We start from the raw sequence: 25,474 nt of genomic DNA on the forward strand, positions 1-25,474 counted from the left end.
CGTACCATAGTCCGGAGTCAAGGCATGGCGGGCATGACGATCGCAGGGCTCGCGCGCGAAGGTGGCGTGGGTGTCGAAACCGTGCGCTATTACCAGCGGCGCGGGCTTCTCGACGAGCCCGATCGGCCGAGCGGGTCCGGCACCGGTGGCGGTATCCGACGCTATGGTGCCGATGATGTGCGGCGGCTCCGCTTTATCCGTTCGGCACAGGCAGCCGGATTCACGCTCGAGCAGATCGGGGAGCTGCTGGCGCTGGATGCGACCAACGATCGTGCCCGTGCGCGGCAGCTCGCCATCAACCAAGTCGCGGCACTGGATGCGAAGATCGTGGAACTGCAGCGTGTGCGAGCTTCGCTTCACCGGCTCGCTGGAGAATGCGGTTCAGGATCGAAAGGCCCTTGCCCCATTTTGACTGCGTTCGACAATAACTGAACAGGATGAGACCATCATAGCGTCCGCGCTGCAGGACTCCGGTGCTCTGCCGAGATGCCTAATGGGCGTAAGCGTTGGTAGCACGAACAGAGTGCGCAACGTCGCCGTGATCAGCCCACCAATGACAACGGTCGCGAGCGGCTTCTGGACTTTCGCGCCAGCCCATGTGCGACGGCGTCGTCGAGCGTCAGCACCGGTCCCGATGGTACGGTTTGCGCCGCAACCGGTGACAGGCAGAGCAACAGAGTAGCGCCGGCAACAGCGCGTGATGGTGGCACTTCATGCGTGTTCGTTCATCTCGGTAAGGGCGCCGCGCGTGATGTCCCAGGCAGAGTGCAGGAACAGCAGCGCGATCACGCCGGCCACGGCGAGGTCCGGCCATGCTCTCCCCGTCCACGCCACCAGCCCGGCCGCGGCGATCACCGCGATGTTGGCGAGCGCATCGTTGCGGCTGAAGAGCCAGATCGCCCTGACATTGGCGTCGCCCTCACGAAAACGGGCTAGGACAAGGGCAGCGCTAACGTTGATGACCAGTGCTACGACCCCGATCCCGCCCATCAGATCGGCTTCCGGAGCCACAGCGGTCATGGCGCGCCAAATCGCAAAAGCGATCACGCCCAAGCCCAATGCACCGAGGAACAAGCCCTGAGCGAGAGCTACCCGGGATCGGGCAGCGGCGGTCCAGCCCAGCGCGATGAGCCCGAAAAGCGAGATCGTACCGTCACCGATGAAGTCGAGGGCGTCAGCCTTCAGCGCTTGGCTGTCGGCTACAAACCCGCCGACGATCTCCATTAAGCCGAAGCCAAGGTTCAGCAACACGACGATCCACAGCGCGCGCCGGTAGGCAGGGTCGTGCTCGGCCCGCTTCGTGTCCCCCGTGCAACCGCACGAGGAGGATTCACTTCCACTCATACCTGCCCCCTACAATCTATAGGCACTGTAGCAGTAAGAACAAACGTCACAGATCTGGAAGCACCGCGAAACACGTTACTCGGCCGGCGCAAGATCACGTGCCTCGGTGCCCTCGCGACGATTGATCGAGAAGCCAACGGCGATCGCAACTGCCATAAGGAGCTGGGCGGTAATGGACTGCCATGTGGGGAACACGCCGAGCATCGACAGCCGGGGCGCTTCGGCAATCGGCGCGATGTTGATGATGCCAGCCTCCTGAAGTGCTGCCACACCTTTGCCGGCGAGAACCACCGTCAAACCTGCCATCAGCCATGAGCTATAGGCAAAGAACTTCGCGATTGGGATCTGCCGGCTATAGCGCAGCATCGCCCAAGCAATTACGCCAAGAACCCCGACAGCCGACCCGGCGCCAGCGAGCAGCGCACCGCCATTACCTTGGGTCCACAAGGCTGCGTAGAATAGAATCGTCTCGAAAACCTCGCGGTAGACTACGACGAACGCAAGCCCGAACAGGAACCAGGCAGAGCGACCCGACAAGGCGTGGGTCATCTTGTCACGGATGTAGCGCTGCCATTGGTCGGCCTGTGCCTTGCCGTGCATCCATATGCCGACCGAGAGCAGGACCACGGCGGCGAACAGCGATCCGAAGCCTTCCGTCAGCTCCCGGCTCGCGCCGCTAATACCGATCGCATAGGTCGCAACGACCCAGGTCAAGAGGCCGGCAGCAAGAGCCCCCACCCAGCCGCCGTGGACGTAGGGAAGCGCTTCGGACCGGTCCGCCTTACGCAGGAACGCGATCATGGCGACCACGATCAGCAGCGCTTCCATTCCCTCGCGCAGCAGGATCGTGAAAGCACCAAGGAAAGTCGAAGCATTGCTAGAGGCGTTGGGAGCCAGCGCGGCCTCGGCATCGTCGAACAGGCTGTTGAGAACGAGAACCCGGTTCGCCAAATCGTCAGGAGCGGCGCCTTGATCGACCGCGGCGCGATACTCACCCATCGCGCCTTCGATCCTGGCGAGCAGCGTGGCGTCGCTGGCACCCAGCGTCGGCTCGACCGGCTCAAAACCGTCTAGGTACGCCGACAGCGCCATTCCCTTCGCAGCAGCGCGATCACCTTTGCGAGCCGCATCAAGGCTTGCCGCCAACTTCTGACGAACGAGCGACAGCGACGCCGGAGCCTGTTCGATCACGGCTTCCGGGTGGCGGCGTAGATAAGCCATGACCGCCCGCGCCCGCTGCTCACCCAATTTTCCAGCGAGGGAGGCTGGCGTGAGGCCTACGAGGGTTTTGAGGTCCGGAATTTGGTCGCGCAGCGCCGCATCGGCTTTCCAGAGGCGCTCGCCGAGCCGCGCCTGTTCGTCGCTGAAGGCAAAGCTGCCGGCGCGGAATGCCAGCGCCCATCGATCCTGGCTCGGCAGATCGGCGAAGCTCTGCATCGCCGTTCCGTCGATACCTTGGCTGATCACTTGATAGAGCGCGAACACGCTGCGCTGACGGGCGCGATCGGCATCGGTAAACGCGATCGGGGGCGTGGTCAGCTTCGCCGCACTAGGGCCATGCCCATCTCCAGTAGCACCGTGGCAAGCGGCGCAAGTCGAACCGAACAAAGCTTCGCCACGTGCAAAGCTCGGGGGAGCGGTCGGGGCGAGCGGCACGGGGTAAGCTTGCAGCAGATCAGCCGCGAGCCCGTGTGCCAACGCGGAGACCTCCTGGGGCGACCCCTGACGGACGATCAGGCCTTGCAAGCGTGCCGCACCTGAGATCAACGCCGCTCGCTCGGGCTTGATCGGCAGAGCCGCAAGACGTGAGGAAACGGAGCCTGCAAACTCCTTCATCTCGGCATATTCGGACGCGCTCTTGATACGGCCGCGATCGACGGCCCCCTCGTAATCAACGGCAACATAGTCGAGCAGTCGCCAGGCAGTTTGCACATCGTTCGGGTCGGCCGCGGGCGCGGCGCGCAACGTGGAAATGGGCACAATGAGCCCGAGCAGGATCAGGAGCACGACAACGATCAGCCGCACCGGGGCGGCGTGGATCGCGCGATCGAAAGGCGCGCCATCGACGTTGGAATGGCGAAGATACACGGAAAACATGCCAGCTCTCTACAACCTCCAGCCACTGTAGAAGCAAGCGATTTGAGAGCCGCTCGCAATAGCGCCGCATCGAGTGGTGGCTTCAATAGTAGTCGGCAAGCGTGAGCATGCGCGTTGTACCGTCGGTGAGCCTGAGCGCTATCCGGTCTCCGGCGTGGCCATAGCGCCACTGCCAGAGCCGGCCGCGCGTGTAGGAACTGTCGATCGCAATGCCGTTCACCGCCACGATCCGATCGCCAATCGACCATCCCGCCCTTGCCGCCGGGCTGCCGATCGCCACGTGAATGACCGCGAGATCTGTCGGGGAGGCCGTGAGGCCGAGGCCGCTTCGATCCTTCAACATCGGCAGACGCGCTCGATATGGTGCCGGTCGCAACCACAGGCGTCCGAGGGTGACGTCCAACACAATATCAAACTGCCCCAGCAGCGGCATCCCGATGTTGCCCACCGTGCTCGCCGAGGCCCATCGATCAAGGGCAAGGGCCGGGACTGCCTCTGTCAACAGCCCGCCCAGGCTCACCTTGTCGGCAGTGAACGTCTTGACGATCTGCACACCCTCGACCCCGCCCAGCGCTGCGGTTGAGTGAGGCCGGTCGGCGAGCGAGCCGTGCGCATCGAGATAGGCAGAGGACAACATCAGTGCAGATGAGCTGCCGGTGTCGAGCATCAGCGGTATCGACCCAGAGCCATTCACCGACGCGCGGACGAGGAGTTCCTGTCTGGCACCCCGCTCAAGCGGGAGCATCGTCCATCCTTCCCCACCGAGGAAGCTCCCACTCTTTCCGAATGCGAACTGTTTTCTCTCAAAATTCAGGGCAACGCAGCCGCCGGCAAGCACGTCGGCTCCGAGCATCATGTCGATCGGTCTTCCATATGCCGCGGAGATCGCGCCCAGATCAGCAACGACGGCAAAAGGCAGAACATGGGCTTCACCGGCCAGCGTCACCTCGACACTGCGAACCAATCCAACTGCGGCCTGGCTGCTAAGGCCGGATATTGTTCGAGGTTCGAGGCCCACCATACCGAGCTTGGCGGCAAGCGGGCGGCTGATGATCGAGGCCCCGCTTCCAGTGTCGAGCACTGCCTCTATGTCGGCGCCCGCGACCTGCGTCGGGACAAGCAGGGTGTCGCCTGTTCCCACTTCCAAACGATGCCAGCTTGGAGATTCGACGAAGCCGGGCCAGTACGATCCGGATCGAGGCTTCCTGCTCACAGCAGCGGTAGAAATGCTGGCCCCGAGAAACCCGCTGCCGAGCTGCTTCAACACCCTTCGACGGCTCAAACACCCCGTCGTGGCTCCGTCCACGCGGTCCACTCGATCCCTCCAACCCCGGACTCGTTGCCGGAATGGAGATGCCGCTACATGCTACAGTCGCTAGAGGGTCAAGCCGTATAATCGGGCCTTACGCAACAGGTCGCGCGATCGCCTGGATGACCCGGCATTCCGCCATCGTCTTGGCGCAACAGCCTGCCGCGCTCATTGAGGCAAGTTCATCGCGCAGCGCACCGAGCTGGCGAAGCCGCTCCTCGACGTCAGCAAGGTGACGCGACGCGATGTCAGTCGCTTCCGAACAGTCGCGTTCCGGTTGGTCGGCGAGCGCCAGCAACGAGCGAATCTCATCGATCGAGAAGCCGAGCCGCCGGCTGTTGCGAATGAAATTGAGACGGTCGACATCCGATAGGCCATAGGTGCGCCGCCCCGACGCGGTACGGGCTGGCCTGCGGAGTAACCCAATCTCCTCATAGAAGCGGATGGTCGTGACTTTTGTGGTGGTCGCGCTTGCCAGTTCGCCGATCTGCATCCGTTTTTCATCCAACCGATATCAAGGCAAGGAGACCTCACCCCTTTCTACAGCCACTAGAGGATTTAGGCGGCCGATGCGATGATTGTCGGTACGAACAGCCTCATCAGGAAACGGCGATGCTCGATAGAGCGGCCGCAATATCGACTGGCACCCCCGCCTCCTTTCGTTCTGAATAGCGATCGACGAGTTGGGCAGTATGCGGGCGCAACAGCACTGTGAAACGGACCAGCTCCTCCATCACATCGACGATCCGGTCGTAATAGCTGGACGGCTTCATGCGACCGGCGTCATCAAACTCGTTGAACGCCTTGGCGACGCTCGACTGGTTCGGGATCGTGACCATCCGCATCCAGCGGCCCAGGACGCGCAGCGTGTTGACGCTGTTGAACGACTGCGAACCGGCCGACACCTGCATGACCGCGAGCGTTCGCCCCTGCGTCGGGCGCATCCCACCCATCGACAGCGGCAAATGGTCGATCTGCAACTTCATGATGCCGGTGATCTGGCCGTGACGCTCCGGGCTGCACCACACCTGCCCCTCCGACCATAGAGACAGCTCGCGCAGCTCGTGGACGGCCGGATGGTCGTCGCCGGCATATTGGTCGGGCAGCGGCAGGGTGGACGGATCGAAGATGCGCGTCTCGCAACCGAAGAAACGAAGTAGGCGGGCCGCTTCCTCGACGCACAGACGGGAAAAGGATCGCTCGCGCAAGCTACCGTAGAGCAGCAGCATTCGCGGTGCGGGATCGAGCGCGCTAAGACCCAGGGCGGGTCGCTCGATGGCGTAGGCAGGATCGAGCGCCGGCAGGATGTCGGGATCGGCAAGCGTGCGGAGTGGCATCAGAGAGCTTTCACGAGATAGGCGGCCGAGGCCGGGCACAGCGCGGTAAACTCGCGCGAGGCGGCGACCGTCGGAGGAGCAGCACCGCGATCGGCGTCGGCATAGCCTAGCGTCCGGAAGAACGGGGCGGCCGTCGTCGTCAGCAGATGCAGGCGCTCCACTCCGAGATCGCGGGCCTGTCGTTCGAGGCTGGCGACCAATGCCTGGCCGATGCCATGTCCGCGGCGATCGGCGAGGACGACGATCGAGCGAAGGAGGCGGTCGGTCCCCTCCCCCTCAAGCCCGCCATAACCGACGAGGCTATCGGCCTCGAACCGAAAGAACATGCGGTCGGGATCGGCGAGATCGGCACTTGGCAGGTTCGCGGCATCGAGAAACCATGCCAGCTCGGCCAGCTCGGCCAGCTCGGCAGGTTCGAGTTTAGCGATCGTCAGCCCCACTCGACGCTAATCCTGATTGCGAGCGCTGCGAGCGTGATGAGCAAGACCGGCACGGTGAGCGTGACGCCGACACGAAAATAATAGCCCCACCCGATTTTCACGCCTTTCTGGCCGAGGACGTGGAGCCAGAGCAGCGTCGCAAGCGAGCCGATCGGCGTCAGTTTGGGACCGAGATCACAGCCGATCACGTTAGCGTAGATCATCGCTTCCTTGATCGCGCCCGTGGCGTGGGTGGCGTCGATCGAGAGCGCGCCCACCAGCACGGTCGGCATGTTGTTCATCACCGACGACAGTACGGCCACGATCACGCCAGTACCCAGCGCCGCACCCCACACGCCGCCTTGCGCCGTGCGATCGAGCAGCGCCGCCAGATAGTCAGTCAGGCCCGCGTTCCGCAGGCCATAGACGACCAGGTACATGCCCAGCGAGAAGATCACGACCTGCCAGGGTGCCCCGCGCAGCACCTTGCCGGTCTGGATCACATGGCCCCTCCCTGCGATCACCAGCAGCAGGATCGCGCCGGCCGCGGCCACGGCGCTGACCGGTACGCCGAGCGGTTCGAGCAGGAAGAAGCCGGCGAGAAGCAGCGCAAGGACGATCCATCCAGCGCGGAAGGTCGCGGCATCGCGGATCGCATCACGGGGCGCTCGTAACGCCCCCACGTCATAGTCAGCCGGTATGTCGCGCCGGAAAAAGAGCAACAGTGCGCCCAGCGTAGCGGCGATCGAGACGAGATCGACCGGCACCATTACGGCCGCATAGTCGCCGAACCCGACGTGGAAGAAGTCGGCCGATACGATGTTGACGAGGTTCGACACGACCAGCGGCAAGCTGGCGGTGTCGGCGATGAACCCGGCTGCCATGACGAACGCCAGCGTCGCCTTGTCCTTGAACCCCAGCGCCCGCAGCATGGCGATGACGATCGGGGTCAGGATCAGTGCTGCGCCATCATTGGCGAACAGCGCGGACACCGCCGCCCCGAGCAGCACGATAAGGACGAACAGCCGGCGACCTTGCCCCCTGCCCCAGCGCGCGACATGGAGCGCGGCCCATTCGAAGAATCCGGCTTCATCGAGCAGCAGGCTGATGACGATGATCGCGACGAATGCGGCGGTCGCGTTCCAGACGATGTCCCACACCACCGGCACGTCGGATAGCGTGACCACGCCCGCGAACAGCGCCACAACGGCGCCTCCCATCGCGCTCCATCCGATCCCAAGGCCTTTGGGTTGCCAGATGACGAGCGCGATCGTGGCGATGAAGATCAAGACGGCAAGAAGCATCAGACGACGCGCTGACCCGAAGCATCCACCACTTGCTCGCCGTCCTCCTTTGCGAATGCGCCGAGCTGATCGCTCGGCAGCAGATCGAGCACGGCTTCGGACGGCCGGCAGAGTTTCACGCCGAGCGGCGAGATGACCAGCGGCCGGTTGATGAGGATGGGACGCGCCATCATTGCGTCCACCAGCGCGTCGTCGGACAGCGACGTGTCATTCAAGCTCAGCTCCGCATAGGGCGTGTCCTTCTCGCGCAGCAGCGCGCGGGGCGTCATGCCGGCGCGGTCGATCAGCTGGACCAGCAACGCGCGTGCGGGCGGGGTTTTCAGATACTCGACCACATGCGGCTCGATGCCGGCATTGCGGATCATCGCCAGCGTGTTGCGCGAGGTGCCGCACTCGGGGTTGTGGTAGATAATGATGTCGGTCACGCCTGGTTTCCCAAATTGGTGGTTTCGTCTTCGACAAGATCGTCGTGGATCGCTTGCAGGCGCTGACGGACGGCCATCGCCGGCACCTCCCGGTCGATAATCGGCAAGTCGACCAGCTTCGCGAAGCGCTTGGTCAGGGCGTCATGAGCGGCCTCGAACGCCGCATCGATCGCGGCATCGTCGCCGGTGACGGACGCGGGATCGGGCAGCCCCCAATGTGCCTTGACGGGATGACCCGGCCAGATCGGGCAAACCTCGCCCGCCGCGTTGTCGCACACGGTCACGACCACATCGATGTTCGGCCCGTCCGAGCCGGCGAACTCGTCCCAGCTTTTCGAGCGTAGCCCTTCGGTCGGATAGCCGTGGCGTTCGAGCAGCCTCAATGCGCCGGGATGGACCTGCCCTTTGGGGAACGATCCTGCGGAGAAGCCTCGATAGCGTCCCCCGCCCAACCGATTTACGATCGCTTCGCCAAGAATGGAGCGCGCACTGTTCCCCGTGCAAAGGACAAGGACGTTGGTGACGCTACTCATGCATTGCCTTCGGGCAGGCAGCGGCTCCGGATCGCGAGATCCGCGAGCGGCGCGCAGACTTCAGGATTTCCCGCGCAGCAGTCTTGCATCAGAAACTCCAATAATTCTGTCATCTGTTCGTAGCGCGCAGTGTAAATCACCGATCGGCCTTCACGCCTGTTTTCGATGAGGCCCGCGTTCGCCAGAATGTTGAGGTTGGCCGAAAGGGTGTTCGGCAGCACGTCCAAACGGCGGGCGATTTCGCCGGCTGCGACCCCTTCGCGGCCCGCCTGGACAAGCATTCGGAAGATCGACAGTCGGCCGGCGTTGGCGAGCGCGGACAGACCCGAGACAGCATTTTTCATTTCCATATTTCGAACGTATCGGAAATGAGGAAGGCCGCCAATACCGGCAGTCCGGTCAGCTCCGCTTTTCCCTGACCTCGAACGAGCCGACGCCGCCCTTGCGCAGGGTCGTCATACAGGCGTCAGGCGCGGCATCCTTGAACGGGCATGGCAGGGTAGGAGAGGTGAGCGAGATCGTGATCGGACCGCGGGAACTCCCCTTGTATTCGCACTCCAGTCTCCAGACGCCGTTCACTGAGAAGCTGTTGCGGCTTTTGTCGAGGAAGCGGACGGACTCGTCGCCGCCGCGAGGCCACACATGGCATTTCACATCGAAGCCTTGCTCGCCGCTCACTGTCATGACGGTCGGGGCCGGTGCCTGATCCGCAGCAAAGGCGGGAGCGGTCGCGAGCGAGGCCACCAAGAACAAGCGGGTTTTCATATCACCTCCAACAAACGATTCGATAATTCCAAGATACGAGAAATAAAGAATCGAGCAAGCGTTATGTTGGCTTGCATCCCCTGCGGCGCTTTGTGTGGTTCAACGTCCGGCGGGTGGAGCTTTGGTGTTTCAAATTGGTCGCCGAAAGCACGAAACGCAGGCGGTGGAAGGAGGGGGGTAAGAAGCCGGGGCTAGAGACCCTAAGCCGTCAATCAGCCAACTTCGTGCTTTCGGCGACCAATTGCGAAATTGGTGTCATAACCGTCCGTTTATGACACCTGCTATCGTTCGCCGGCTGGGAAGTGACGGTAAAAGGTCGAGCGGCCGACTTGCAGCAGTTTGGCGACCTTGGCGGAGCTGTCGCCCGCCGCAAGCAGCTTGCGCGCAGTGTCTAGCATGTCTGGCATCATCACCGACTTGCGACCCCCGCCGGTGCCACCCTTGGCACGCGCTGCCGCTAGGCCGGCGACGGTCCGTTCTTTTATCAGCTCGCGCTCCATTTCCGCGACCGAGGCAAGGATATGGAACAGCAGCCGCCCCGATGGCGTGGACGTGTCGAACCCATCCGTCAGCGACCGAAAATCGACCTTGCGCGCCGAGAGGTCGGCCGCCAGTTCGATCAGGCCTTGGATCGAGCGGCCCAATCGATCGAGCTTCCAGATAACCAGCGTGTCGCCGCCTCGCACGAAATTGAGAGCCTCGATCAGGCCGGGCCGGTTCAGCTTCGCGCCGCTCACCTTGTCGGTGAACAGCTTTTCACAGCCAGCTCTGGTCAGCGCATCGGTTTGTAGCGTCAGGTCTTGGTCGGAGGTCGAGACGCGCGCATAACCAACCAGCATGAGTCCCGTTATCCCATCTCAACCAGCGAATTTCGGGATTCATATTTCGGGAACATATTTTGGGAAAGCCCCGACCTTCGTTAGGCGGTTTTTCGTGCCGGTCCTGGCTGTCCCGTTGGAGGTTCCTTTACGGGAACGCCGATCAGGCTCTGGTTAGCTCAGTTTTGCGCGTGATAGTCCAATGCTCCAGTCGTTTGTAGACGATCACCTTGTCGCCGATCAGATCTCCATGCCGGCGACAGAAGAGGTCGAGCTGATCGCGATCGCCGACCAGTTCGACACAGATCGTCAGATGCGGATCGGCAATTTCCGAGCCGTTCTCCCGGATCGGTTCGTGATTGCTGAAGCCGTAATGGGTATTTTGCGCGACGGCGTTGATGATGCCGTCCGCCTTCGCGGTGCGAATCAGCTCGCGATAGAGCGGCTTTGCCCCCCAGAAGCGACGCGGGCCGATCTTGTCGGACGGTTTCAGATAGATGCGCAGCATCCCGACTTCGCGGTGATGGACGGTGAAACGATTGGGCATGACGGGCTTTCGACAGGAAACAGGATCAGGCGCGCGTGCGCCGGCGAGAAGCGCGGTGCGTGCGGGCATCGCGCAGGGTCGCGTCGGGTGTGAGGTGTGCGGCAGGTACCTTTGGCACAGCGACGCGCTGCGACAGGTAGATGCCGTTGTGGCCTGAGCAGAGGTAGGCGACGAAGCACGCGACTGCGATCGGCACCGTATAGGCCGCGCCGAACAACTCGATCCCCATGAACGTGCAAGCCAGCGGTGTGTTGGCCGCGCCCGCGAACAGCGCGACGAAGCCGATCGCTGCGAATAGCCCCGACGGTACTCCGAACATCGGCGCGAGCGCATTGCCGAGCGCCGCGCCGATAAAGAACAGCGGCGTGACCTCGCCCCCCTTGAAGCCCGCGCTCAGGGTCACGACGGTAAAGAGCAGCTTCAGCGCCCAGCTCCACGAGTGCGTATCGGGACCAAAGAAGCTGGCGATGGTCAGGCTGTCCGGTGTCGCGGCGAGCGTACCCAGGCCAAGATAGTCGCGGGTTCCGAGCAGCCAGACCAGCGCAATCACGGCCAGCCCGCCGATAACGGGTCGTAGTGGGCCATAGGGGATCACGCGCTTCAACCATCCGCCCAGCGCGTGATTGGCCTCGGCAAAGGTCAGCCCGGTCAGACCGAAGGCAATGCCGGCGACACCGGCCTTGGCGACGAGCAGCGCGTCGACCGGCACCAGCGCATCGACATGGTAGACGCCGTGATGAATGCCCCAGGCAAGACAGGTCCAGTCACCGACCAGCGCCGCGACCAGGCATGGCACCAGCGCGCGATACTCGACCCGACCGATCGCCAGCACCTCCAGTGCAAAGACCGCGCCCGCAATCGGCGTCCCGAAGACCGCGCCGAACCCAGCCGCGATCCCGGTCATAAGGAGGGTGCGTGTCGCTTCCGCATCCAATCTGAGCGCGCGTCCAAACCCGCTGGCAAGACTGCCGCCCAACTGCACGGCGGTGCCTTCACGTCCCGCCGATCCCCCGAACAGATGTGTCACGACCGTGCCGAAGAAGATGAGCGGAGCCATGCGCAGCGGCACGCCGCCCCCCGGTTCGTGGATTTGCTCGACGATGAGGTTGTTGCCGCCTTCGACCGAGCGCCCTGCCAGATGGTAGAGCAGTCCGACCACGAACCCGCCGATCGGCAGCAGGTAGAGCAGCCAGGGAAAGGCGAAGCGAAGCCGGGTTACGGCGTCGAGGCTCCGCAGGAAGGCCGCGCAGAGCGTTCCCACCGCTGCGGCCATCGGGACCAGGATCAAAGCCCACCGCAGTACCGACGTGGCATGGGTGCGGCGATCGCGAATGAACGCTGCCATGTTGAACTGGTCATAGAGATTGCGAAATGTCGCGCGCACGATTCCTCCTTGCTGCCTTGCGGCGCCTGGTAGGAATCATCGGCCCTTGCGAGGGCGGTTCGACCGAATGGCCCGGCGGAAATCCATCGCCGTGCCTGCGCATATGCTGTCCGACCGCGACCCGGTCAACCAACCGCAGAAGCATGAGACTATCGTTTTGGTGAGGACCGATAAAATGGCTTTGGCCACGGAATAAACCCCGACGAGCATCGTCTACGCTTTCGAGACCGATGCGCTGGAGGCTTATGCGTAGACGAGATTGGATGCTGGGTCTGACGGCTTCGGCCCTACTTACCGGCGCAGTCGCGGCCGCCCCCGCCGATGGCTACGCTACCATGATGTCTGTCGCGATGGACCGGATGATGGCGGGCATGATGGTCAAGCCGTCCGGTGACGTCGACCGCGACTTCGTGGCGATGATGCTTCCGCATCATCAGGGTGCCATCGATATGGCGGTGGCGGAGCTGCGCTACGGCCATAACGAGCAGCTCAAGCGCATCGCGCAGGAAATCATCATCGATCAGCAGCAGGAGATCGCCGCCATGAAGCTGGCGATCGGCCAGCCGCTACCGCCTTCGACGCCAGCCCCGACGCAGGGCGGCGACCACCATAGCCCTATGGAGCACTGACATGATCCGGACCATCCTGCGCTCGGCCGCCTTGCTGATGAGCGCCGCACCGGGCCTCGCCATGGCCCAGCAGGCGCCGTGGAACGCTAAGGACATGCCCGTCAGCCACCGCGACCGCGTCTATGCGTCTGAACAATTCTCCAACACGGTGTCGGTGACCGACCCGGCCGACAACCGGCTGCTCGGCGTCATCAAACTCGGCGATCCCCAGCCGATGAACTTCTCCCCGCTCTACAAGGGACAGGTGCTGGTTCACGGCCTGGGCTTCTCGCCGGACGGGAAGACCTTGGCGGTCGTGTCGATCGGATCGAACGCCGTGTCGTGGATCGACACCGCCACCAACACCGTCAAGCACACGACCTATGTCGGGCGCAGTCCGCACGAGGCGTTCTTCACGCCGGACGGCAAGGAGGTGTGGGTCACGGTCCGCGGCGAGGATTATATCGCCGTGCTCGACCCCACGACGTACAAGGAGACGGGGCGCATCAAGACGCCCGGTGGTCCGGGCATGACGATCTTCTCTCCCGATGGCCGGTACGGCTATGTCTGCTCTTCGTTCAATCCGGTATTGGCTGTGTTCGATGTCGCGACCCACGCGCAGGTCGGACAGGTGGCGCAGCCAAGCCCCTTCTGCCCCAACATCGCCGCGACGCCGGACGGCAAGCAAGTGTGGTTTACGCTGAAGGACATCGGCAAGACGGTCGCATTCGATGCTCGGCCACCCTTCGCGATCCTGAAGGTGCTGGATACCGGGCCTATCACGAACCATGTCAATTTCGCCCGCACGGTCAAGGGGCAGTTCGCGTATGTGACGGTCGGCGGAGAGAATGTGGTCAAGGTGTTCCGCACGTCCGACTTCACGCCGGTGGCAACAATTCCGGTCGGCAAGATGCCGCACGGTGTTTGGCCATCGGGCGACGGCCGGCGCGTTTATGTCGGGCTAGAGAATTCCGATGAGCTGGCCGCGATCGACACTGCCGGCAACACGGTCGTCGCTACCGTGCCGGTCGGACAGGCACCGCAGGCGATCGCCTATGTGTCGAACGCAGTTCCGACAGGCCCCGGCACCGACAATCTCCAGCCGCTCGGCACAGCGGGCAAGGCGCTGCATCTGACCATGGGGCCGATTGGCGGCAAAGGTACGGCAAGCAGCATCACCCTCTTCGACCAGGGCATCATTCAGGTCGTGCAGAGTGCCGTTACCGGTTTGCAGCCCAAGAAGCCTTACATGCTCGTACTGACCGCCAATGCGGACGGCAGCGGCGCTGTAGAGCCGCTTGCGAACTTCATGAGCAACCCGGCAGGTGCGGCGATCGTCAACGCATCGGGTCCGATCCGCCAGATCGTTCAGGGCAGCACCGCGACACCCCGGCGCTTTCTGGCGGTTGCGGAGGTGGTGAACGGCGCGCCGGGGCGCATCGTGCAGGTGCAGCGCGACTGAGATGGACCCGCTTGCCGCCGCGATCGAACCGCTGATCCCCGGGCTGCGCCGCTATGCCCGGTCGTGGTTGCGCGACCGGGTGATGGCGGATGACGTGGTGCAGGATTGCCTGGAGCGCGCGGTCGGGCGCTGGCGACAGCGACGGGGTGCGGAGGTCCGCCCGTGGGTCTATGCGATCCTGCACAATTTGTTGGTCGATCATCAGCGGCAGCATAGCCGGCGAGGTACGGCGGTTCCGCTCCACCTCGTGGACGACGCCGCGCTCGGCCGCCCGGCCGATCAGGACACAGGCCTGCACCACCGCGACCTGCTGCGCGCGCTTGATGCGTTGCCTGAAGAACAGCGAACGGTGCTGCTCCTGGTCTCGGTCGAGGGCCTGCCCTATGCGGAGGTCGCTGCCGTAGTCGGCGTGCCGCTGGGCACGGTAATGTCGCGCATATCGCGGGGGCGCGACCGTCTGGCGACCCTCCTCCGGGAGGGTGAACGGCCGCGATTGAGGAGCGTGCAATGACCAGCCCGATCGGCGAGGACGATCTGGCCGCATGGATCGATGGCAGGCTGTCGCCCGAGCGGCAGCGCCTGGTCGACGCCTATCTTGAAGGCCAGCCGGACGTGCATGCCCGTGTGCGAGAGCAGGCGGAGCAGGCGCGAGCCCTTGCATCCCTGTTCGCCCCCGTCGCGGATGAACCGATCCCGGCGACGATGCGCGTGGCAGCGATCAGGGGACGGCAACGGCAACCGCGTTGGCAGCTCGCCATCGCCGCGTCACTTCTGCTGGCGTTGGGGTTTGGCGGTGGCTGGTCGAGCGCGCGGTGGAGCGGCGAACCCCGCGCGGGCATCGCGGCGCTGGCCAACGAGGCGAGTGATAATTTCCGTGTCTATGCCGCCGACCGGATACGACCGGCGGAGATCGGCCCCGACCAGCGCGCCATGCTGATCCGATGGACCTCCGCTCGATTGGGTGAGCGCGTCACGATCCCGGACCTCAGCACGGCCGGCTATCGCTATGGCGGGGGGCGACTGGTCGCGACGCCCCACGGCCCTGCGGCACTGCTCCTCTACGACGGACCGCAAGCGTCGAAACTTGCGGTGCTGACGAGGCCCATGCAGATCGACAAGACCGCGAGCATGACCAGCACGTCCAGCGGGACCATGGGCCGGGTCACATGGGCGGTCGACGGGATCGGCTATAGTGTGGTGGGCGAGCGACCCGCGGCCGAACTGCATCCGATCGCCGATGAAGTCCGGCGTCAGGCAGATGCCGCGCTTGTATCCTGATAGCGCCTTGCCGCCTCCCGGCGCCGACGGGCACCGGGCGGTCCAGCGCGATCACGGCTTGCGCTCGACATCCTTCCTGTCGGTCTCGGCCGGCGTCAGACGGGCTCGCTCGCGGATGCGGCGTTCCAGCGGCGCGCCGACGAACAGGACGAGCATTGCAAGGCTCACCCCGCCGATGATGAGCGGCCACACCGCCAACCCTGCTGCCGCGCCGATCGTGGCTGTCACCCAGATGCACGCGGCGGTCGCCAATCCATGCACTTCCTGACCCTGGCCGACCCGCAGCACCGCACCGGCACCGATGAAGCCGACGCCGGACAGAATGCCCTGCATCGCCCGTCCTGCGGCATCGGCGTTCACGTTCGGCAAGCCACTATGCACGATCGCCTGAACGGCGATGCAACTCGCCAGACCGACCAGACCCAGCGTCCGCAGGCCCATGATCTGCCGGTTCTCACGCGAGCGTTCCCAGCCGAGCACCATCCCGGCCGCGGTCGCCACCACCAGCCGGCCAATCGCATCGATCCAGAAAGCGACGTCCGGTGCCGCTGATGCTTCGATCATTCGACCAGCACGTGAACGTGATGCCAGGCGGTGCACAGATAGCCGGCGAAATTCCACATCGTATCCGGCCGCTCGGGCTGTCCCTGCCCGGTCTCGTCGAAGGCACGGGCGACAAGGTGCTGGCGTCCCTTGGCAAGTGTGGCGTCAAGGATCCAGCGCCGCCAGCCCCAGCGCGTCTCCGGATCATCGGCGAAGGTCGCCTGTTGCCAGTCGCGACCGCCGTTCACCGACACTTCGATCCGAGAAATACGGCGGTCATAGGCAATGGCATATCCCTCAATCCGCACCTCTCCGGCGGCCAAACTCTCGCCCGCACCGGGCGAGCAGATCGCGGCGTTGAGCGGCATGGCATTGATCGTCAGACCCTGGCTCCAGTCGACGGTGTCGCTCGTCACAGCGGCGGGGAAGAGCTTGTAGTCGTGCGCCTGGATCGGTGCCTCGGAGGGCGTTTCACGCACCTCGATCCGTGTCAGCCATTTGGCGCTGCGGACCCCGGCATAGCCAGGCACCACCATGCGGAGCGGGGCGCCATGTTCGGGCGTCAGCGGCTCGCCATTCATCGCCCAGGCGAGGAGTACGTCGGGCTCCCGCGCCTTGCTCATGGCGATCGATACCCCGAACAAGGCTTCTTCACCCTCCACGTCCACCTCGTCCGCGCCGGTGAACGCCACGAACAGCTCGGACGCATCCGGCGCGCCGACCGCATCGAGCACATCGGCCAAGCGTACGCCGGTCCACTCCGCATTGCCGATCGCGCCTACGTCCCACGGATCGCCGGAGGTGTTGGCGACCTGCTGGAGATCGGTACGCCGGTTGCCGGCGCACTGGAGAACCGCCGTTACCGTGCGCGTGGCAAACGTGCTCTTCAGTTCCTGCACCGAGAAGAAGCGGCTCGCCATGCCCCTCCCGCTCACCTCGATCCGATGATTGGCGGGCAGATCCGGCACCGGCCCGTGGCTGCGCACGTAGAACAGCGCCTGCGGCGTCAGAAACCGCTCGATCAACGCACCGGGCGTCGGCTCGGCATTGTAGGGATCAGAACTGCGCTCGATCATATCGGTCATGGACGATCAAACGTCGCGGGCACGCGTAACGCTTCAAGTCTTCGAGACCATCGCAGACGAAAGGCTGCCGACCATTCCGATATCCAGATTGGAATGACCATATCAAACGGTTGGTCGTATCGATCTAAGTACGCGATATATGCTGCATGACTTTGGAGCAGCTCAGAATATTCGTCGGTGTCGCGGAGCGCGAACACGTCACCAAGGCAGCGGAGGCGCTGAACGTCACGCAGTCTGCTGCCTCCGGGGCGGTTGCGGCCCTCGAAGCGCGCTACGGCGTTCCGCTGTTCCACCGCGTCGGGCGTGGTATCCAGCTTACCGAGGCAGGCCGCGGCTTTCTGGAGGAAGCGCGCGCGGTGCTGGGGCGGGCAGCGCATGCCGAGACGATGCTCGCGGACTATGCCGGGCTCGCGCGTGGTTCGTTGCGGATCGTCGCCAGCCAGACGATCGCGAGCTATTGGTTGCCGGCAAAGCTCGCCGCCTTCCACGAACGCCACCCACAGATCGCGGTCGAGCTGGCGATCGACAACACCGAAGGCGCGGCAGCGCAGGTGTTGAGCGGCGCGGCGGAACTCGGCTTTGTCGAGGGCGAGGTGGACGAACCGGCGCTTGCCCACTGGAATGTCGGGCATGACCCAATGGTGCTGGTCGGCCGCGAGGAAGCCGAACGCATCGACGAGGCCTGGCTGCGCACTACACGCTGGATCGTCCGTGAGCAGGGATCGGGTACGCGCTCGACTTTCGAGGACGTGCTGCGAACGCGCGGGTTTGATCCGGCCCAGCTGACGATAGCGATGACGCTGCCGTCCAACGAGGCGGTGCGCACCGCCGTTGAGGCCGGTGCCGGCGTTGCCGTCTTGTCGCGATTGGTCGTCGCGCGCGCGCTCAAGGCTGGCGATCTCGTCGAGCTGCCGCTCGGGCTGCCCGACCGCGCCTTTCACGCGCTGCGCCACAAGGAACGCTATCGCACCCGCGCGGCCGACGCGCTGACGGATCTCATCAAGGAGCAGGTCGCATGACTGCCGACACGCACTCCGTTCTCAGCGGCCTCAAGCCGCTCAGCCGGCTCGATCACCCCCGCGAGATGATCCGCCAGTTCACGCCCAACTGGTTCGCCGCGACGATGGGCACGGGCATCCTTGCCCTCGCGCTGCCGCAGGTGCCCGGCATCGGGCCTTCGCTTAAACCTGTCGGCGAGGTGTTGTGGTTCTTCAATATCGCGCTCTTCGCGCTGTTCGCCGGCCTCTATGGCGCGCGCTGGGTGATGTTCGGGCACGAGGCGCGGCGCATCTTCGGGCACAACACCGTGTCGATGTTCATCGGGACCATTCCGATGGGGCTGGCGACGATCATCAACGGCTGTCTCGCCTTCGGCATCGCGCGGTTCGGAAATGGCATCGTGCCGGTCGCGCATATCCTGTGGTGGATCGACGTCGCCATGTCGCTCGCCTGCGGCGTGCTGATCCCCTACCTGATGTTTACCCGCCACGAGCACAGCCTGGACGGCATGACCGCCGTATGGCTGCTGCCGGTCGTCGCTGCCGAAGTGGCGGGCGCCAGCGGCGGGCTGCTCGCGCCGCATCTAACCGATCCCCACGCGCAGATAGTGACGCTCGCGACCTCCTATGTGCTGTGGGCCTATTCGGTGCCGGTCGCGTTTGGCATCCTCGCCATCCTCATCCTGCGCATGGCACTCCACAAGTTGCCGCATGAAAGCATGGCGGCATCTTCCTGGCTGGCGCTGGGGCCGATCGGCACGGGTGCTCTGGGCATGCTGGTGCTCGGCGCGGATGCGCCGGCGATCCTCACCGCGCACGGGCTAGCCGGCGTCGGCACCGTCGCGCAGGGGATCGGCGTTGTCGCCGGGCTCTGCCTTTGGGGTTTCGGCCTGTGGTGGCTGGCGCTCGCGACGCTTATCACCATCCGCTACTGGCGCGCGGGCGTGCCGTTCAACCTCGGCTGGTGGGGCTACACCTTCCCGCTCGGCGTCTACACCGTCGCCACCTTCCGCCTCGGCACGACGCTGAACCTTATGTTTTTCGGTATCGTCGGCACGGTGCTGACGGTTGCGCTCGCGGCGATGTGGCTGCTGGTCGGTGCCAAGACGCTAGCCGGTGCATGGCGGGGCAACCTGTTCGTCTCGCCCTGCATCGCCACCCCGAACTGATCCGCCATGATGATCGGATCAGTCGGTCCGATCACTTGCAGAATGCCCCTTCGATCCGCCAGCGTGACTGGCCACAGGAGAGCCTTGTCATGGACAATTTCGACGCCGGGCTGGCGAGTGAGACCAGCCGTCGCCGCTTCCTCAGCCATGCCGCGCTCGGCACCGCCGGCCTTGCCGCCGCGCCGGCACTGGCGCAGCAGCTCGTCGACCTGAAGCTGCCCGGCGGCAATGCCGAGCGGCCGATGACCAGCGCCTTTCCCGGCAAGGGCAGCATGATCCTCCAGCGCGTCCATCCACCCTTGCTGGAGACGCCGATGGAGGTCTTCGACAAGTCGGTGTTCACGCCCAACGACCAGTTCTTCGTCCGCTGGCACTGGGCCGACATACCGACCTCGATCGACGTCGAAAGTTTCCGCCTCAACGTCTTCGGCCACGTCAATCGGCCGCTGTCGATCAGCCTCGCTCAGCTGCTGCGCCTTCCACGGGTCGAGATGGCGGCGGTGAACCAGTGCTCGGGCAACAGCCGCGGGCTGTTCCAGCCGCGCGTCGCCGGCGCGCAATGGGGCAATGGCGCGATGGGCAACGCCAAGTGGCTCGGCGTTCGCCTGCGCGACGTGCTCGACCTCGCCGGGGTCAAGGCAGGCGCGGTGCAGGTGCGCTTCGGCGCTCTCGATCAGCCGGTCGTGGCGGGCGCTCCTGACTTCGAGAAGGCACTCGACATCGACCATGCCCGCGACGGCGAGGTCATGATCGCCTTCGGCATGAACGGCGAGCAACTGCCGCTCCTCAACGGCTTTCCCTGCCGGCTGATCGTGCCGGGCTGGTACTCGACCTATTGGGTCAAGATGCTGAACGCGATCGAGGTACTGCCCGGCCCTGACGACCAGTATTGGATGGCCAAGGCCTACAAGATCCCCGCGACACCCGGCGCGAATGTCGCGCCCGGTGCCAAGGACTTCCCGACCGTACCGATCAATCGCATGATCCCGCGTAGCTGGATGACCAGCCTGCCCGATGGTCAGGCGATCGCCTATGAAGCGTCGATCCCGGTCGGCGGCATCGCAATGGGCGGCGATTGCGGCGTCGCCAAGGTCGATGTGTCGTCGGACGGTGGCCGCACCTGGTACAGGACGACGCTCGGAGCGGACGAGGGCAGGTACAGCTTCCGGCGCTGGGACGGGCGGGTGCCGCTGAGACGCGGGCCTAACCCCATCATGGTGCGCTGCTGGAACACCAACGGTGTCGCTCAGCCGATGAAGCCGATCTGGAATCCCGGCGGGTTCATGCGCGGCAACATTGAAACCACCACCATCATCGCGGCCTGAGGAGCGAGCAAATCATGAAGACTCCGTCTCCCGGCATGATGGCTGCTGGCCTGATCGGCCTGACCGGCATCATCCTCGTCTCGATCGGCGCGCCGAGCAGCCGCAAGGCGCCCGTTCCGATCTCCGAGATGTCTGAGCCGGCACCGGCCGCCAGCGTGTCAGCGCGCGGCTTCTCGCTTGCCTCGACCAGCGTCGACCTGCCGGCCGACGACGCGACCTACCCCGACGGTCCGCACGCCGACGTCATCAATGCCAATTGCACCTCGTGCCACTCAGCCAGCATGGCGCTGACCCAGCCTGCGCTATCGGCGGATCAGTGGAAGGCGACCGTCACCAAGATGCGTGAGGTGTATAAGGCGCCAGTGGCCGAGAAGGACGTCGATGCGATCGTTGCTTATCTCACCGCTATGCCGAGCCAGAAGGTGGCACCCGCGACCGGCAAGGCGCAGGACCCGGACCCCAAAGTGGCTCCTGATGTCTCAGGTGGAACCGGCTAACCGATCTACTTCCATAATCCCGAAATACCATCCCAATCGGGACGGTGTCGGAGCCGTCCGGTTGTGACACTAGCTCCCGACCCCAGCATTTCCGCAGGTTTGCATGTTTCAGAAAGCCGGGTCAGATCGGACGCATTGCAATCGGCTACCGAGCCTGAGTGCGCTTGACATTCAATCGGTCGATTGCACCGGAATCGCCTTGGCACGATGGAGCGCGCTCACACGCTTGACGTGGGCGATACTGCATCCGGCGAGCTCCGCCGTCTTCGCGATGCTCATGCCCGCCTCGCGCAGGCCGACTATGCGGCGATGATGCGCAAGGTCGGGCTTGCGGCCGGTGTATCGCCCTTCCCGCTTGGCGATCTCGATGCCCTCGCGCTGCCGCTCGCGCCGGGTCTCGTAGTCGTCACGCGCGGTCTGTAGCGCCACGCGTAGCAGCATGTCCTGCACCGCCTCCAACACGATGCGCGCCACGCCCGCGCTGTCCGCGACCAAGTCGGACAGATCGACGATGCCCGGCACCGCTAGACGCGCTCCTCTGCCCCGAATCGTTTCCACCAGCAGCTCGGCCTCCGGCAGCGGCAAGCGGCTGATGCGGTCGATCTTCTCGGCCACCACCACCTCGCCCGGCTGAAGGTCCGCCACCATGCGCAAGAGCTCCGGCCGGTCCGGCCGCGCGCCTGACGCCTTCTCTCGGTAAACCGCAGCAACATAAAAGCCGGCCGCTCTTGCACCGGCGACGATGCCCTCCTGCCGCGTCAGGTCCTGCTCCTCCGTGCTCACCCGCAGGTACACCCGAGCTGCCCTCACCTCGCTGCCTGCCACCTGCTCTTAACTCCTGCTCGGCGTTCTTGAGTATACCCGGATGAGCTACGCAGTGGGACGGCAGCTCAGAGCCGGTAGTGCCGATGCTGCCGAGCTTAGCCAAGCAAGCCGAACCTATTGAGCTAGACAGCTATCCCGATGAGCGATCGTCAGTGCACGCTTGACCGGGCCAGCTCGGCCAAGGCACTGATCACGACCACCCAGCGCGCGGCGGCGGTCGAGCTTTCCTTCTCCCGCACCTCCTCCAGATAGCCGTCTGCCCAGGCGATCGCCTCGGACAAGCCGAGATCGCGGCGCAGATCGATTGCGATCGCCCACGCCTCCTCAAGTATCGGTTGTACCGCTGAGCCACTTGGAGGGTGGTTCCCGGGCGTGTGCTGGCCTTCAACGGCAAGAGAAGCGAGGTCAGTCATCAGGGTAGATCTCGTCTGGCCAGAACTCGACCGTGGCCGGATCTGGTGGTGTGGCACGGGTCGCGTCCGCGGGCGGCAAAACGGGATGGTCGCCGTCGAACCCGATCCGGATGGCAGCACCGGCAGGCGTGGCGGCCTGGAAGATCGCCTCGATCGGGCGGCCGTTGCGCAGCATGCCGCCGATCCAGGGAGCGCGGTCTGCGGTCAGATAGCCGATCTGGACGTTTCGGCTGCTGAACACCGCAATGGCATTCGGGTCCGCCGGGTTCTTTGGCTCAGGAATCAGCTCGATCGGTTCGCCGGGCACGCAAAGCAGGATCTCGAAGCGCCGATTGCCACCATCCGCATTGGGATGGTTCGCGCCGACGACGTGTAGGCTCATCTGCTTCATGCTGACACCTGTGACCGGGCTGGCCCGATCAGCTCAGCGTGCGGCCGAACCATAGCACCCGTCCCACGATGTCGATCCGGCTGGGATTGATGTCCTGCCAACTCGGATAGTCGGGATTGTCGCTCCTGATCGAGATGCCGCGACCCGAGGGCTGCCGCGCCAGCCGCTTGACCATCAGGCTATCGTCCAGCCGCAGGACGTAGATGCCGTCGCGTAGCCGGCTCACCCCATCCTTGCGGTCAACCAGGACGTCGTCGCCATCGGCGAGCGTCGGCGCCATCGAGTCGCCCTTGACCTGGATGATCGACAGACCATCGGCCGAGCCCTTGGTGCGCTCGCGAAGCCAGCGCGGATCGAAGCCGATCGACGTGCGGCGCGCCTCGCCAAAATCGGCAGCCCCGTAGCCGGCCGAGGCGTAGACATCGAGCACCGGCACCTGCTGCAGCGTCGGCTTCTCCCACTCCTGTGGGCCGCCGAGCACCGTCTCCTTGACCCCGAAATAGCTGGCGAGAAGGCGGCGATCCTTTTCATCGAGGCGCTTGGGCGTCCCCCGCTTGATGAACTGCTGGATGTAGGCCGGATTGCGCCCGAGCATGCGCGACAGCGCGGCATACTCCTCCTTGCGCTCTTCGATGAGCCGCTGGAGCGCTTCGCGCGGGTGTTCGATCGTGGCGAGCATCATAGGGGATTTCCTACAGCACTAATCACGCAGTATGGAACATAACAGGAACGGAGTAAAGCGAGTCGCGACGCATGGACGGGGATCTGCTGCCGAGGATCGAAGTTTTCCTGACACGGGTGGGCCTCAGCCCCACGCGGTTCGGCCGCCTCGTCGTCCACGATCCTCGGTTCGTGTTCGACCTCCGGGCGGGCCGCCGGCCACGTCGGCGCGTTCACGCCCATGTGCATGCCTGGTTGCTGCAGAACGGCGCGTGAGCCGGGGCTGTCGAGGGAATCGCGCATGTCAGAAGCTCCCCAGCCGCCAAGCTGACAGGACCTTGCGAACATAGGTCGGGGTCTCGCTGTTGGCGGGAATGCCGCGCGCCCGCATGACCGCCGCAGGCCCAGCATTGTAGGCGGCCAGCGCCAGCGTCACCGACCCGAACTTGTCGAGCATGGCTCTCAGGAAGCGAGCTCCACCATCGACGTTCATGCGCGCGTCGAATGGATCGAGGACACCCAGCGCCCGCGCCGTCGCGGGCATCAGCTGCGCCAAACCCATGGCCCCAGCGCGACTGACCACGCCGGGCTGGTAGGCTGATTCAACCGCGATCAGTGCATCGAGCAAACCGTTCGGCAGCGCGTGGCGAAGCTCGGCGGCACGGATAAACGCGAGGAACCGCTCGCGTCCTCTCGGCGGTGCGGCTCTCGTCGCAGAGACGGTCATGACTGGGGGATCGGCGGCCGCAGCAGAAAATGATCGTGCTGCGGCCGTCCGGTGCTCGATCAGCTCGAAAACGGCAGCTGAAGCATCGTCCGCCTCAGCTGAACTCAATCCCGCCTCAGTGTGCTGCGCCAGTGCGGGTGAAGCGCAGGCCAGCAGCACTGCCGCGGCGGGGAAGAAGGTTCGGATCATCATCGCCTCGCATCATGCATTTTCCTCTTCCTCGAATCGGAACATAGTGCGAACGTGCTGCTGTAGGAAAGCGCTAAGCTGAAGGGAGTGGAGGCGGCGGCGCGGGGCGCGTCACAGACAGCGAGAGCCCTTATGACCTTTCACGATCCCCACCTCGCCAGCGGCGCCGACAGCGGTCGCACCATCGTCGAGGCGCTCGGCGGCCACTGGACGCCCCGGGGCGGCATGTGCCGCTGCCCGGCACATGCCGATGCGACGCCGTCCCTCAGCGTCCGCCCGGGTCGAAGGAGACTGCTGTTCCATTGCTTCGCCGGCTGCGAGACACGCGATGTGCTCGACGCGATCGCGGCGCTCCGCCTTCCCGGCGGTGCGCGCGTGGTGTTCGGCACAGACGAGCCAATCGACACACGAAAGCCCGCAGTGGAGCGGCTCTGGTCCGAGGCACGCCCGCTCCGTGAAAGCCCTGCATCGCGCTATCTGGCGGGACGCGGGCTTACCGGGACTTCGGCGCTTCGTTTCCACCCACGAACGCCTCAGGGACGGCATCCCCTCACACGCTTCTTGCCGGCCATGATCGCGGCTGTGACTGACGAGACCGGGCTCGTCGCCGTGCACCGGACGTTCCTCAGTCGGGATGGACTATCCCTCTCCTCCCGCCAGCCGGCACGTGCCGCGCTGGGATCACTCGGCAGCGGTCTCGTCCGCCTCGTGTCGGCGAGCAATCGCCTCGGCTTGGCGGAAGGTATCGAAACCGCCCTCTCCGCCTCCCGACTCTTTGGCGTGCCCTGCTGGGCCACGCTCGGAGCCGAACGCTTCAAGCGGATCACTCTTCCCGCGTCGGTCACGGAGATCATTCTGTTTCTCGACCATGATGCCGCCGGGCACCAAGCCGAGACGGTGGCGCGCGAGCGCTTCGCCGGCCGGCGAATCGAGGCCCGCTACCCGGCCCAGCCGGGTGCGGACTGGAACGATGTCCTGCGCGCACCTCCGCGGGGCAGGATGACGACCGGACGATAGAGGGG

32 protein-coding genes, 1 pseudogene and 1 riboswitch are annotated in these 25,474 nt (G+C 64.7%); of the genes and pseudogenes, 11 read left to right on the plus strand and 22 right to left on the minus strand.

Features of this window, described 5'->3' with window-relative positions:
* The first annotated feature begins 24 nt into the window (after nt 1–24).
* Nucleotides 25–432 carry a MerR family transcriptional regulator gene (locus COC42_RS05495; RefSeq protein WP_096342200.1) on the plus strand — a complete coding sequence of 136 codons (408 nt, stop codon included), beginning with the start codon at nt 25–27 and terminating at the stop codon, nt 430–432.
* Here COC42_RS05495 and COC42_RS18185 read toward each other — a convergent pair.
* From COC42_RS18185 to COC42_RS05565, 15 genes and pseudogenes are all read right to left on the minus strand, one after another.
* Nucleotides 382–594, minus strand: a pseudogene (locus COC42_RS18185) (efflux RND transporter permease subunit); the annotation flags it as partial. The gene COC42_RS05495 and the pseudogene COC42_RS18185 overlap by 51 nt on opposite strands.
* A 117-nt stretch (nt 595–711) precedes the next feature.
* On the minus strand, nt 712–1,344 hold the full coding sequence (locus COC42_RS05500) for a cation efflux transmembrane domain-containing protein (RefSeq protein ID WP_096342201.1): 633 nt from the start codon (nt 1,342–1,344) through the stop codon (nt 712–714).
* A 75-nt stretch (nt 1,345–1,419) separates the two neighbouring features.
* Nucleotides 1,420–3,441, minus strand: a complete 2,022-nt coding sequence (locus COC42_RS05505; RefSeq protein ID WP_425442814.1) for an FTR1 family protein — start codon at nt 3,439–3,441, stop codon at nt 1,420–1,422.
* A gap of 82 nt (nt 3,442–3,523) precedes the next feature.
* Nucleotides 3,524–4,708, minus strand: a complete 1,185-nt coding sequence (locus COC42_RS05510) for a retropepsin-like aspartic protease (protein WP_425442842.1) — start codon at nt 4,706–4,708, stop codon at nt 3,524–3,526.
* A 136-nt stretch (nt 4,709–4,844) separates the two neighbouring features.
* Complete coding sequence (locus COC42_RS05515) at nt 4,845–5,243, minus strand: MerR family transcriptional regulator (RefSeq protein ID WP_096342203.1); 399 nt, start codon at nt 5,241–5,243, stop codon at nt 4,845–4,847.
* 106 nt (nt 5,244–5,349) lie between these two features.
* Nucleotides 5,350–6,087 carry an arsenical resistance protein ArsH gene (arsH, locus tag COC42_RS05520; RefSeq protein WP_096342204.1) on the minus strand — a complete coding sequence of 246 codons (738 nt, stop codon included), beginning with the start codon at nt 6,085–6,087 and terminating at the stop codon, nt 5,350–5,352.
* Nucleotides 6,087–6,527 carry an arsenic resistance N-acetyltransferase ArsN2 gene (arsN2, locus tag COC42_RS05525; protein ID WP_096342205.1) on the minus strand — a complete coding sequence of 147 codons (441 nt, stop codon included), beginning with the start codon at nt 6,525–6,527 and terminating at the stop codon, nt 6,087–6,089. The genes arsH and arsN2 overlap by 1 nt, the downstream gene beginning before the upstream one ends.
* Nucleotides 6,518–7,810, minus strand: coding sequence for an arsenic transporter (locus tag COC42_RS05530; RefSeq protein ID WP_096342206.1), 1,293 nt, complete (start codon nt 7,808–7,810; stop codon nt 6,518–6,520). The genes arsN2 and COC42_RS05530 overlap by 10 nt, the downstream gene beginning before the upstream one ends.
* Complete coding sequence (gene arsC / locus COC42_RS05535; protein ID WP_096342207.1) at nt 7,810–8,235, minus strand: arsenate reductase (glutaredoxin); 426 nt, start codon at nt 8,233–8,235, stop codon at nt 7,810–7,812. Before arsC ends, COC42_RS05530 begins: the two co-directional genes overlap by 1 nt.
* Nucleotides 8,232–8,768, minus strand: a complete 537-nt coding sequence (locus tag COC42_RS05540; protein WP_096342208.1) for an arsenate reductase ArsC — start codon at nt 8,766–8,768, stop codon at nt 8,232–8,234. Before COC42_RS05540 ends, arsC begins: the two co-directional genes overlap by 4 nt.
* Nucleotides 8,765–9,112, minus strand: a complete 348-nt coding sequence (locus COC42_RS05545) for an ArsR/SmtB family transcription factor (RefSeq protein WP_425442815.1) — start codon at nt 9,110–9,112, stop codon at nt 8,765–8,767. Before COC42_RS05545 ends, COC42_RS05540 begins: the two co-directional genes overlap by 4 nt.
* Nucleotides 9,113–9,167: 55 nt before the next feature.
* Entirely contained in the window at nt 9,168–9,533 is a 366-nt protein-coding gene (locus COC42_RS05550) for a hypothetical protein (protein WP_096342210.1), read from the minus strand.
* A gap of 281 nt (nt 9,534–9,814) precedes the next feature.
* Complete coding sequence (locus COC42_RS05555) at nt 9,815–10,372, minus strand: recombinase family protein (protein WP_096342211.1); 558 nt, start codon at nt 10,370–10,372, stop codon at nt 9,815–9,817.
* Between the two features lie 142 nt (nt 10,373–10,514).
* A complete protein-coding gene (locus tag COC42_RS05560; protein WP_007406288.1) occupies nt 10,515–10,898 on the minus strand; it encodes a DUF190 domain-containing protein in 384 nt (127 codons plus the stop codon).
* A gap of 25 nt (nt 10,899–10,923) precedes the next feature.
* The gene (locus COC42_RS05565) at nt 10,924–12,282 is read right to left on the minus strand and encodes a voltage-gated chloride channel family protein (RefSeq protein WP_096342212.1); all 1,359 of its coding nucleotides are present in this window, start codon (nt 12,280–12,282) and stop codon (nt 10,924–10,926) included.
* A gap of 23 nt (nt 12,283–12,305) precedes the next feature.
* Nucleotides 12,306–12,382, minus strand: a riboswitch (Fluoride riboswitch).
* Nucleotides 12,383–12,545: 163 nt separating this feature from the next.
* Between COC42_RS05565 and COC42_RS05570 the strand changes: the two genes are divergently transcribed.
* From COC42_RS05570 to COC42_RS05585, 4 genes are read left to right on the plus strand one after another with little or no spacing between them, the layout of a single operon-like run.
* On the plus strand, nt 12,546–12,911 hold the full coding sequence (locus tag COC42_RS05570; protein WP_219994278.1) for a DUF305 domain-containing protein: 366 nt from the start codon (nt 12,546–12,548) through the stop codon (nt 12,909–12,911).
* Nucleotide 12,912: 1 nt separating this feature from the next.
* Nucleotides 12,913–14,352: a YncE family protein gene (locus tag COC42_RS05575; RefSeq protein ID WP_096342213.1), complete on the plus strand. Its 1,440-nt coding sequence runs from the start codon at nt 12,913–12,915 to the stop codon at nt 14,350–14,352.
* Between the two features lies 1 nt (nt 14,353).
* The gene (locus COC42_RS05580; RefSeq protein ID WP_007406239.1) at nt 14,354–14,863 is read left to right on the plus strand and encodes an RNA polymerase sigma factor; all 510 of its coding nucleotides are present in this window, start codon (nt 14,354–14,356) and stop codon (nt 14,861–14,863) included.
* Entirely contained in the window at nt 14,860–15,630 is a 771-nt protein-coding gene (locus COC42_RS05585) for an anti-sigma factor family protein (protein WP_007406229.1), read from the plus strand. The genes COC42_RS05580 and COC42_RS05585 overlap by 4 nt, the downstream gene beginning before the upstream one ends.
* A 51-nt stretch (nt 15,631–15,681) precedes the next feature.
* Here COC42_RS05585 and COC42_RS05590 read toward each other — a convergent pair whose 3' ends face one another.
* Nucleotides 15,682–16,194: an MgtC/SapB family protein gene (locus tag COC42_RS05590; RefSeq protein WP_007406274.1), complete on the minus strand. Its 513-nt coding sequence runs from the start codon at nt 16,192–16,194 to the stop codon at nt 15,682–15,684.
* Nucleotides 16,191–17,258, minus strand: a complete 1,068-nt coding sequence (locus COC42_RS05595; RefSeq protein WP_007406227.1) for a molybdopterin-dependent oxidoreductase — start codon at nt 17,256–17,258, stop codon at nt 16,191–16,193. The genes COC42_RS05590 and COC42_RS05595 overlap by 4 nt, the downstream gene beginning before the upstream one ends.
* Nucleotides 17,259–17,404: 146 nt before the next feature.
* Here COC42_RS05595 and COC42_RS05600 point away from each other — a divergent pair, with 146 nt between their 5' ends.
* The 4 genes from COC42_RS05600 to COC42_RS05615 all read left to right on the plus strand — a co-directional run bounded on the left by COC42_RS05600 (nt 17,405) and on the right by COC42_RS05615 (nt 21,247).
* Nucleotides 17,405–18,277, plus strand: coding sequence for a LysR family transcriptional regulator (locus tag COC42_RS05600; protein ID WP_007406272.1), 873 nt, complete (start codon nt 17,405–17,407; stop codon nt 18,275–18,277).
* Nucleotides 18,274–19,425 (plus strand): TDT family transporter, encoded by a 1,152-nt coding sequence (locus COC42_RS05605; protein ID WP_007406242.1) that lies wholly within the window; start codon nt 18,274–18,276, stop codon nt 19,423–19,425. Before COC42_RS05600 ends, COC42_RS05605 begins: the two co-directional genes overlap by 4 nt.
* An 89-nt stretch (nt 19,426–19,514) precedes the next feature.
* Nucleotides 19,515–20,750 carry a molybdopterin-dependent oxidoreductase gene (locus tag COC42_RS05610; protein WP_007406293.1) on the plus strand — a complete coding sequence of 412 codons (1,236 nt, stop codon included), beginning with the start codon at nt 19,515–19,517 and terminating at the stop codon, nt 20,748–20,750.
* A 14-nt stretch (nt 20,751–20,764) separates the two neighbouring features.
* On the plus strand, nt 20,765–21,247 hold the full coding sequence (locus COC42_RS05615; RefSeq protein ID WP_007406258.1) for a c-type cytochrome: 483 nt from the start codon (nt 20,765–20,767) through the stop codon (nt 21,245–21,247).
* Nucleotides 21,248–21,418: 171 nt separating this feature from the next.
* On the opposite strand, the gene COC42_RS05620 is transcribed toward COC42_RS05615, so the two are convergent.
* From COC42_RS05620 to COC42_RS05635, 4 genes are all read right to left on the minus strand, one after another.
* Nucleotides 21,419–22,057 carry a recombinase family protein gene (locus COC42_RS05620; protein WP_096343119.1) on the minus strand — a complete coding sequence of 213 codons (639 nt, stop codon included), beginning with the start codon at nt 22,055–22,057 and terminating at the stop codon, nt 21,419–21,421.
* Between the two features lie 164 nt (nt 22,058–22,221).
* Nucleotides 22,222–22,485, minus strand: coding sequence for a hypothetical protein (locus COC42_RS05625; RefSeq protein ID WP_096342214.1), 264 nt, complete (start codon nt 22,483–22,485; stop codon nt 22,222–22,224).
* Nucleotides 22,478–22,876 carry an HIRAN domain-containing protein gene (locus COC42_RS05630; RefSeq protein ID WP_096342215.1) on the minus strand — a complete coding sequence of 133 codons (399 nt, stop codon included), beginning with the start codon at nt 22,874–22,876 and terminating at the stop codon, nt 22,478–22,480. Before COC42_RS05630 ends, COC42_RS05625 begins: the two co-directional genes overlap by 8 nt.
* 28 nt (nt 22,877–22,904) lie before the next feature.
* Entirely contained in the window at nt 22,905–23,558 is a 654-nt protein-coding gene (locus COC42_RS05635; protein ID WP_260158806.1) for a S24 family peptidase, read from the minus strand.
* A 71-nt stretch (nt 23,559–23,629) separates the two neighbouring features.
* On the opposite strand from COC42_RS05635, the gene COC42_RS05640 reads away from it, so the two are divergent.
* On the plus strand, nt 23,630–23,812 hold the full coding sequence (locus COC42_RS05640; protein ID WP_096342216.1) for a hypothetical protein: 183 nt from the start codon (nt 23,630–23,632) through the stop codon (nt 23,810–23,812).
* Nucleotides 23,813–23,840: 28 nt separating this feature from the next.
* Here the strand turns inward: COC42_RS05640 and COC42_RS05645 are convergent, their stop codons facing one another.
* On the minus strand, nt 23,841–24,452 hold the full coding sequence (locus tag COC42_RS05645; protein ID WP_245843871.1) for a lytic transglycosylase domain-containing protein: 612 nt from the start codon (nt 24,450–24,452) through the stop codon (nt 23,841–23,843).
* Between the two features lie 132 nt (nt 24,453–24,584).
* Here COC42_RS05645 and COC42_RS05650 point away from each other — a divergent pair, with 132 nt between their 5' ends.
* Complete coding sequence (locus COC42_RS05650) at nt 24,585–25,469, plus strand: DUF7146 domain-containing protein (RefSeq protein ID WP_096342218.1); 885 nt, start codon at nt 24,585–24,587, stop codon at nt 25,467–25,469.
* Nucleotides 25,470–25,474 lie beyond the last annotated feature (5 nt).

The sequence above is a fragment of the Sphingomonas spermidinifaciens genome, assembly GCF_002351485.1.
GTDB lineage: Bacteria > Pseudomonadota > Alphaproteobacteria > Sphingomonadales > Sphingomonadaceae > Sphingomonas > Sphingomonas spermidinifaciens.

Coding starts and splice junctions, on each gene's coding strand:
- COC42_RS05530 (WP_096342206.1), bottom strand. CDS start 7,810: ATGCTTCTTGCCGTCTTGATCTTCATCGCCACGATCGCGCTCGTCATC.
- COC42_RS05570 (WP_219994278.1), top strand. CDS start 12,546: ATGCTGGGTCTGACGGCTTCGGCCCTACTTACCGGCGCAGTCGCGGCC.
- COC42_RS05615 (WP_007406258.1), top strand. CDS start 20,765: ATGAAGACTCCGTCTCCCGGCATGATGGCTGCTGGCCTGATCGGCCTG.
- COC42_RS05630 (WP_096342215.1), bottom strand. CDS start 22,876: ATGAAGCAGATGAGCCTACACGTCGTCGGCGCGAACCATCCCAATGCG.
- COC42_RS05495 (WP_096342200.1), top strand. CDS start 25: ATGGCGGGCATGACGATCGCAGGGCTCGCGCGCGAAGGTGGCGTGGGT.
- COC42_RS05650 (WP_096342218.1), top strand. CDS start 24,585: ATGACCTTTCACGATCCCCACCTCGCCAGCGGCGCCGACAGCGGTCGC.
- COC42_RS05550 (WP_096342210.1), bottom strand. CDS start 9,533: ATGAAAACCCGCTTGTTCTTGGTGGCCTCGCTCGCGACCGCTCCCGCC.
- COC42_RS05560 (WP_007406288.1), bottom strand. CDS start 10,898: ATGCCCAATCGTTTCACCGTCCATCACCGCGAAGTCGGGATGCTGCGC.
- COC42_RS05640 (WP_096342216.1), top strand. CDS start 23,630: ATGGACGGGGATCTGCTGCCGAGGATCGAAGTTTTCCTGACACGGGTG.
- COC42_RS05595 (WP_007406227.1), bottom strand. CDS start 17,258: ATGACCGATATGATCGAGCGCAGTTCTGATCCCTACAATGCCGAGCCG.
- COC42_RS05605 (WP_007406242.1), top strand. CDS start 18,274: ATGACTGCCGACACGCACTCCGTTCTCAGCGGCCTCAAGCCGCTCAGC.
- COC42_RS05575 (WP_096342213.1), top strand. CDS start 12,913: ATGATCCGGACCATCCTGCGCTCGGCCGCCTTGCTGATGAGCGCCGCA.
- COC42_RS05610 (WP_007406293.1), top strand. CDS start 19,515: ATGGACAATTTCGACGCCGGGCTGGCGAGTGAGACCAGCCGTCGCCGC.
- COC42_RS05645 (WP_245843871.1), bottom strand. CDS start 24,452: ATGATCCGAACCTTCTTCCCCGCCGCGGCAGTGCTGCTGGCCTGCGCT.
- COC42_RS05585 (WP_007406229.1), top strand. CDS start 14,860: ATGACCAGCCCGATCGGCGAGGACGATCTGGCCGCATGGATCGATGGC.
- arsH (WP_096342204.1), bottom strand. CDS start 6,087: ATGCCACTCCGCACGCTTGCCGATCCCGACATCCTGCCGGCGCTCGAT.
- COC42_RS05505 (WP_425442814.1), bottom strand. CDS start 3,441: ATGTTTTCCGTGTATCTTCGCCATTCCAACGTCGATGGCGCGCCTTTC.
- COC42_RS05540 (WP_096342208.1), bottom strand. CDS start 8,768: ATGAGTAGCGTCACCAACGTCCTTGTCCTTTGCACGGGGAACAGTGCG.
- COC42_RS05635 (WP_260158806.1), bottom strand. CDS start 23,558: ATGATGCTCGCCACGATCGAACACCCGCGCGAAGCGCTCCAGCGGCTC.
- COC42_RS05500 (WP_096342201.1), bottom strand. CDS start 1,344: ATGAGTGGAAGTGAATCCTCCTCGTGCGGTTGCACGGGGGACACGAAG.
- COC42_RS05590 (WP_007406274.1), bottom strand. CDS start 16,194: ATGATCGAAGCATCAGCGGCACCGGACGTCGCTTTCTGGATCGATGCG.
- COC42_RS05555 (WP_096342211.1), bottom strand. CDS start 10,372: ATGCTGGTTGGTTATGCGCGCGTCTCGACCTCCGACCAAGACCTGACG.
- COC42_RS05515 (WP_096342203.1), bottom strand. CDS start 5,243: ATGCAGATCGGCGAACTGGCAAGCGCGACCACCACAAAAGTCACGACC.
- COC42_RS05580 (WP_007406239.1), top strand. CDS start 14,354: ATGGACCCGCTTGCCGCCGCGATCGAACCGCTGATCCCCGGGCTGCGC.
- COC42_RS05545 (WP_425442815.1), bottom strand. CDS start 9,112: ATGAAAAATGCTGTCTCGGGTCTGTCCGCGCTCGCCAACGCCGGCCGA.
- COC42_RS05625 (WP_096342214.1), bottom strand. CDS start 22,485: ATGACTGACCTCGCTTCTCTTGCCGTTGAAGGCCAGCACACGCCCGGG.
- COC42_RS05600 (WP_007406272.1), top strand. CDS start 17,405: ATGACTTTGGAGCAGCTCAGAATATTCGTCGGTGTCGCGGAGCGCGAA.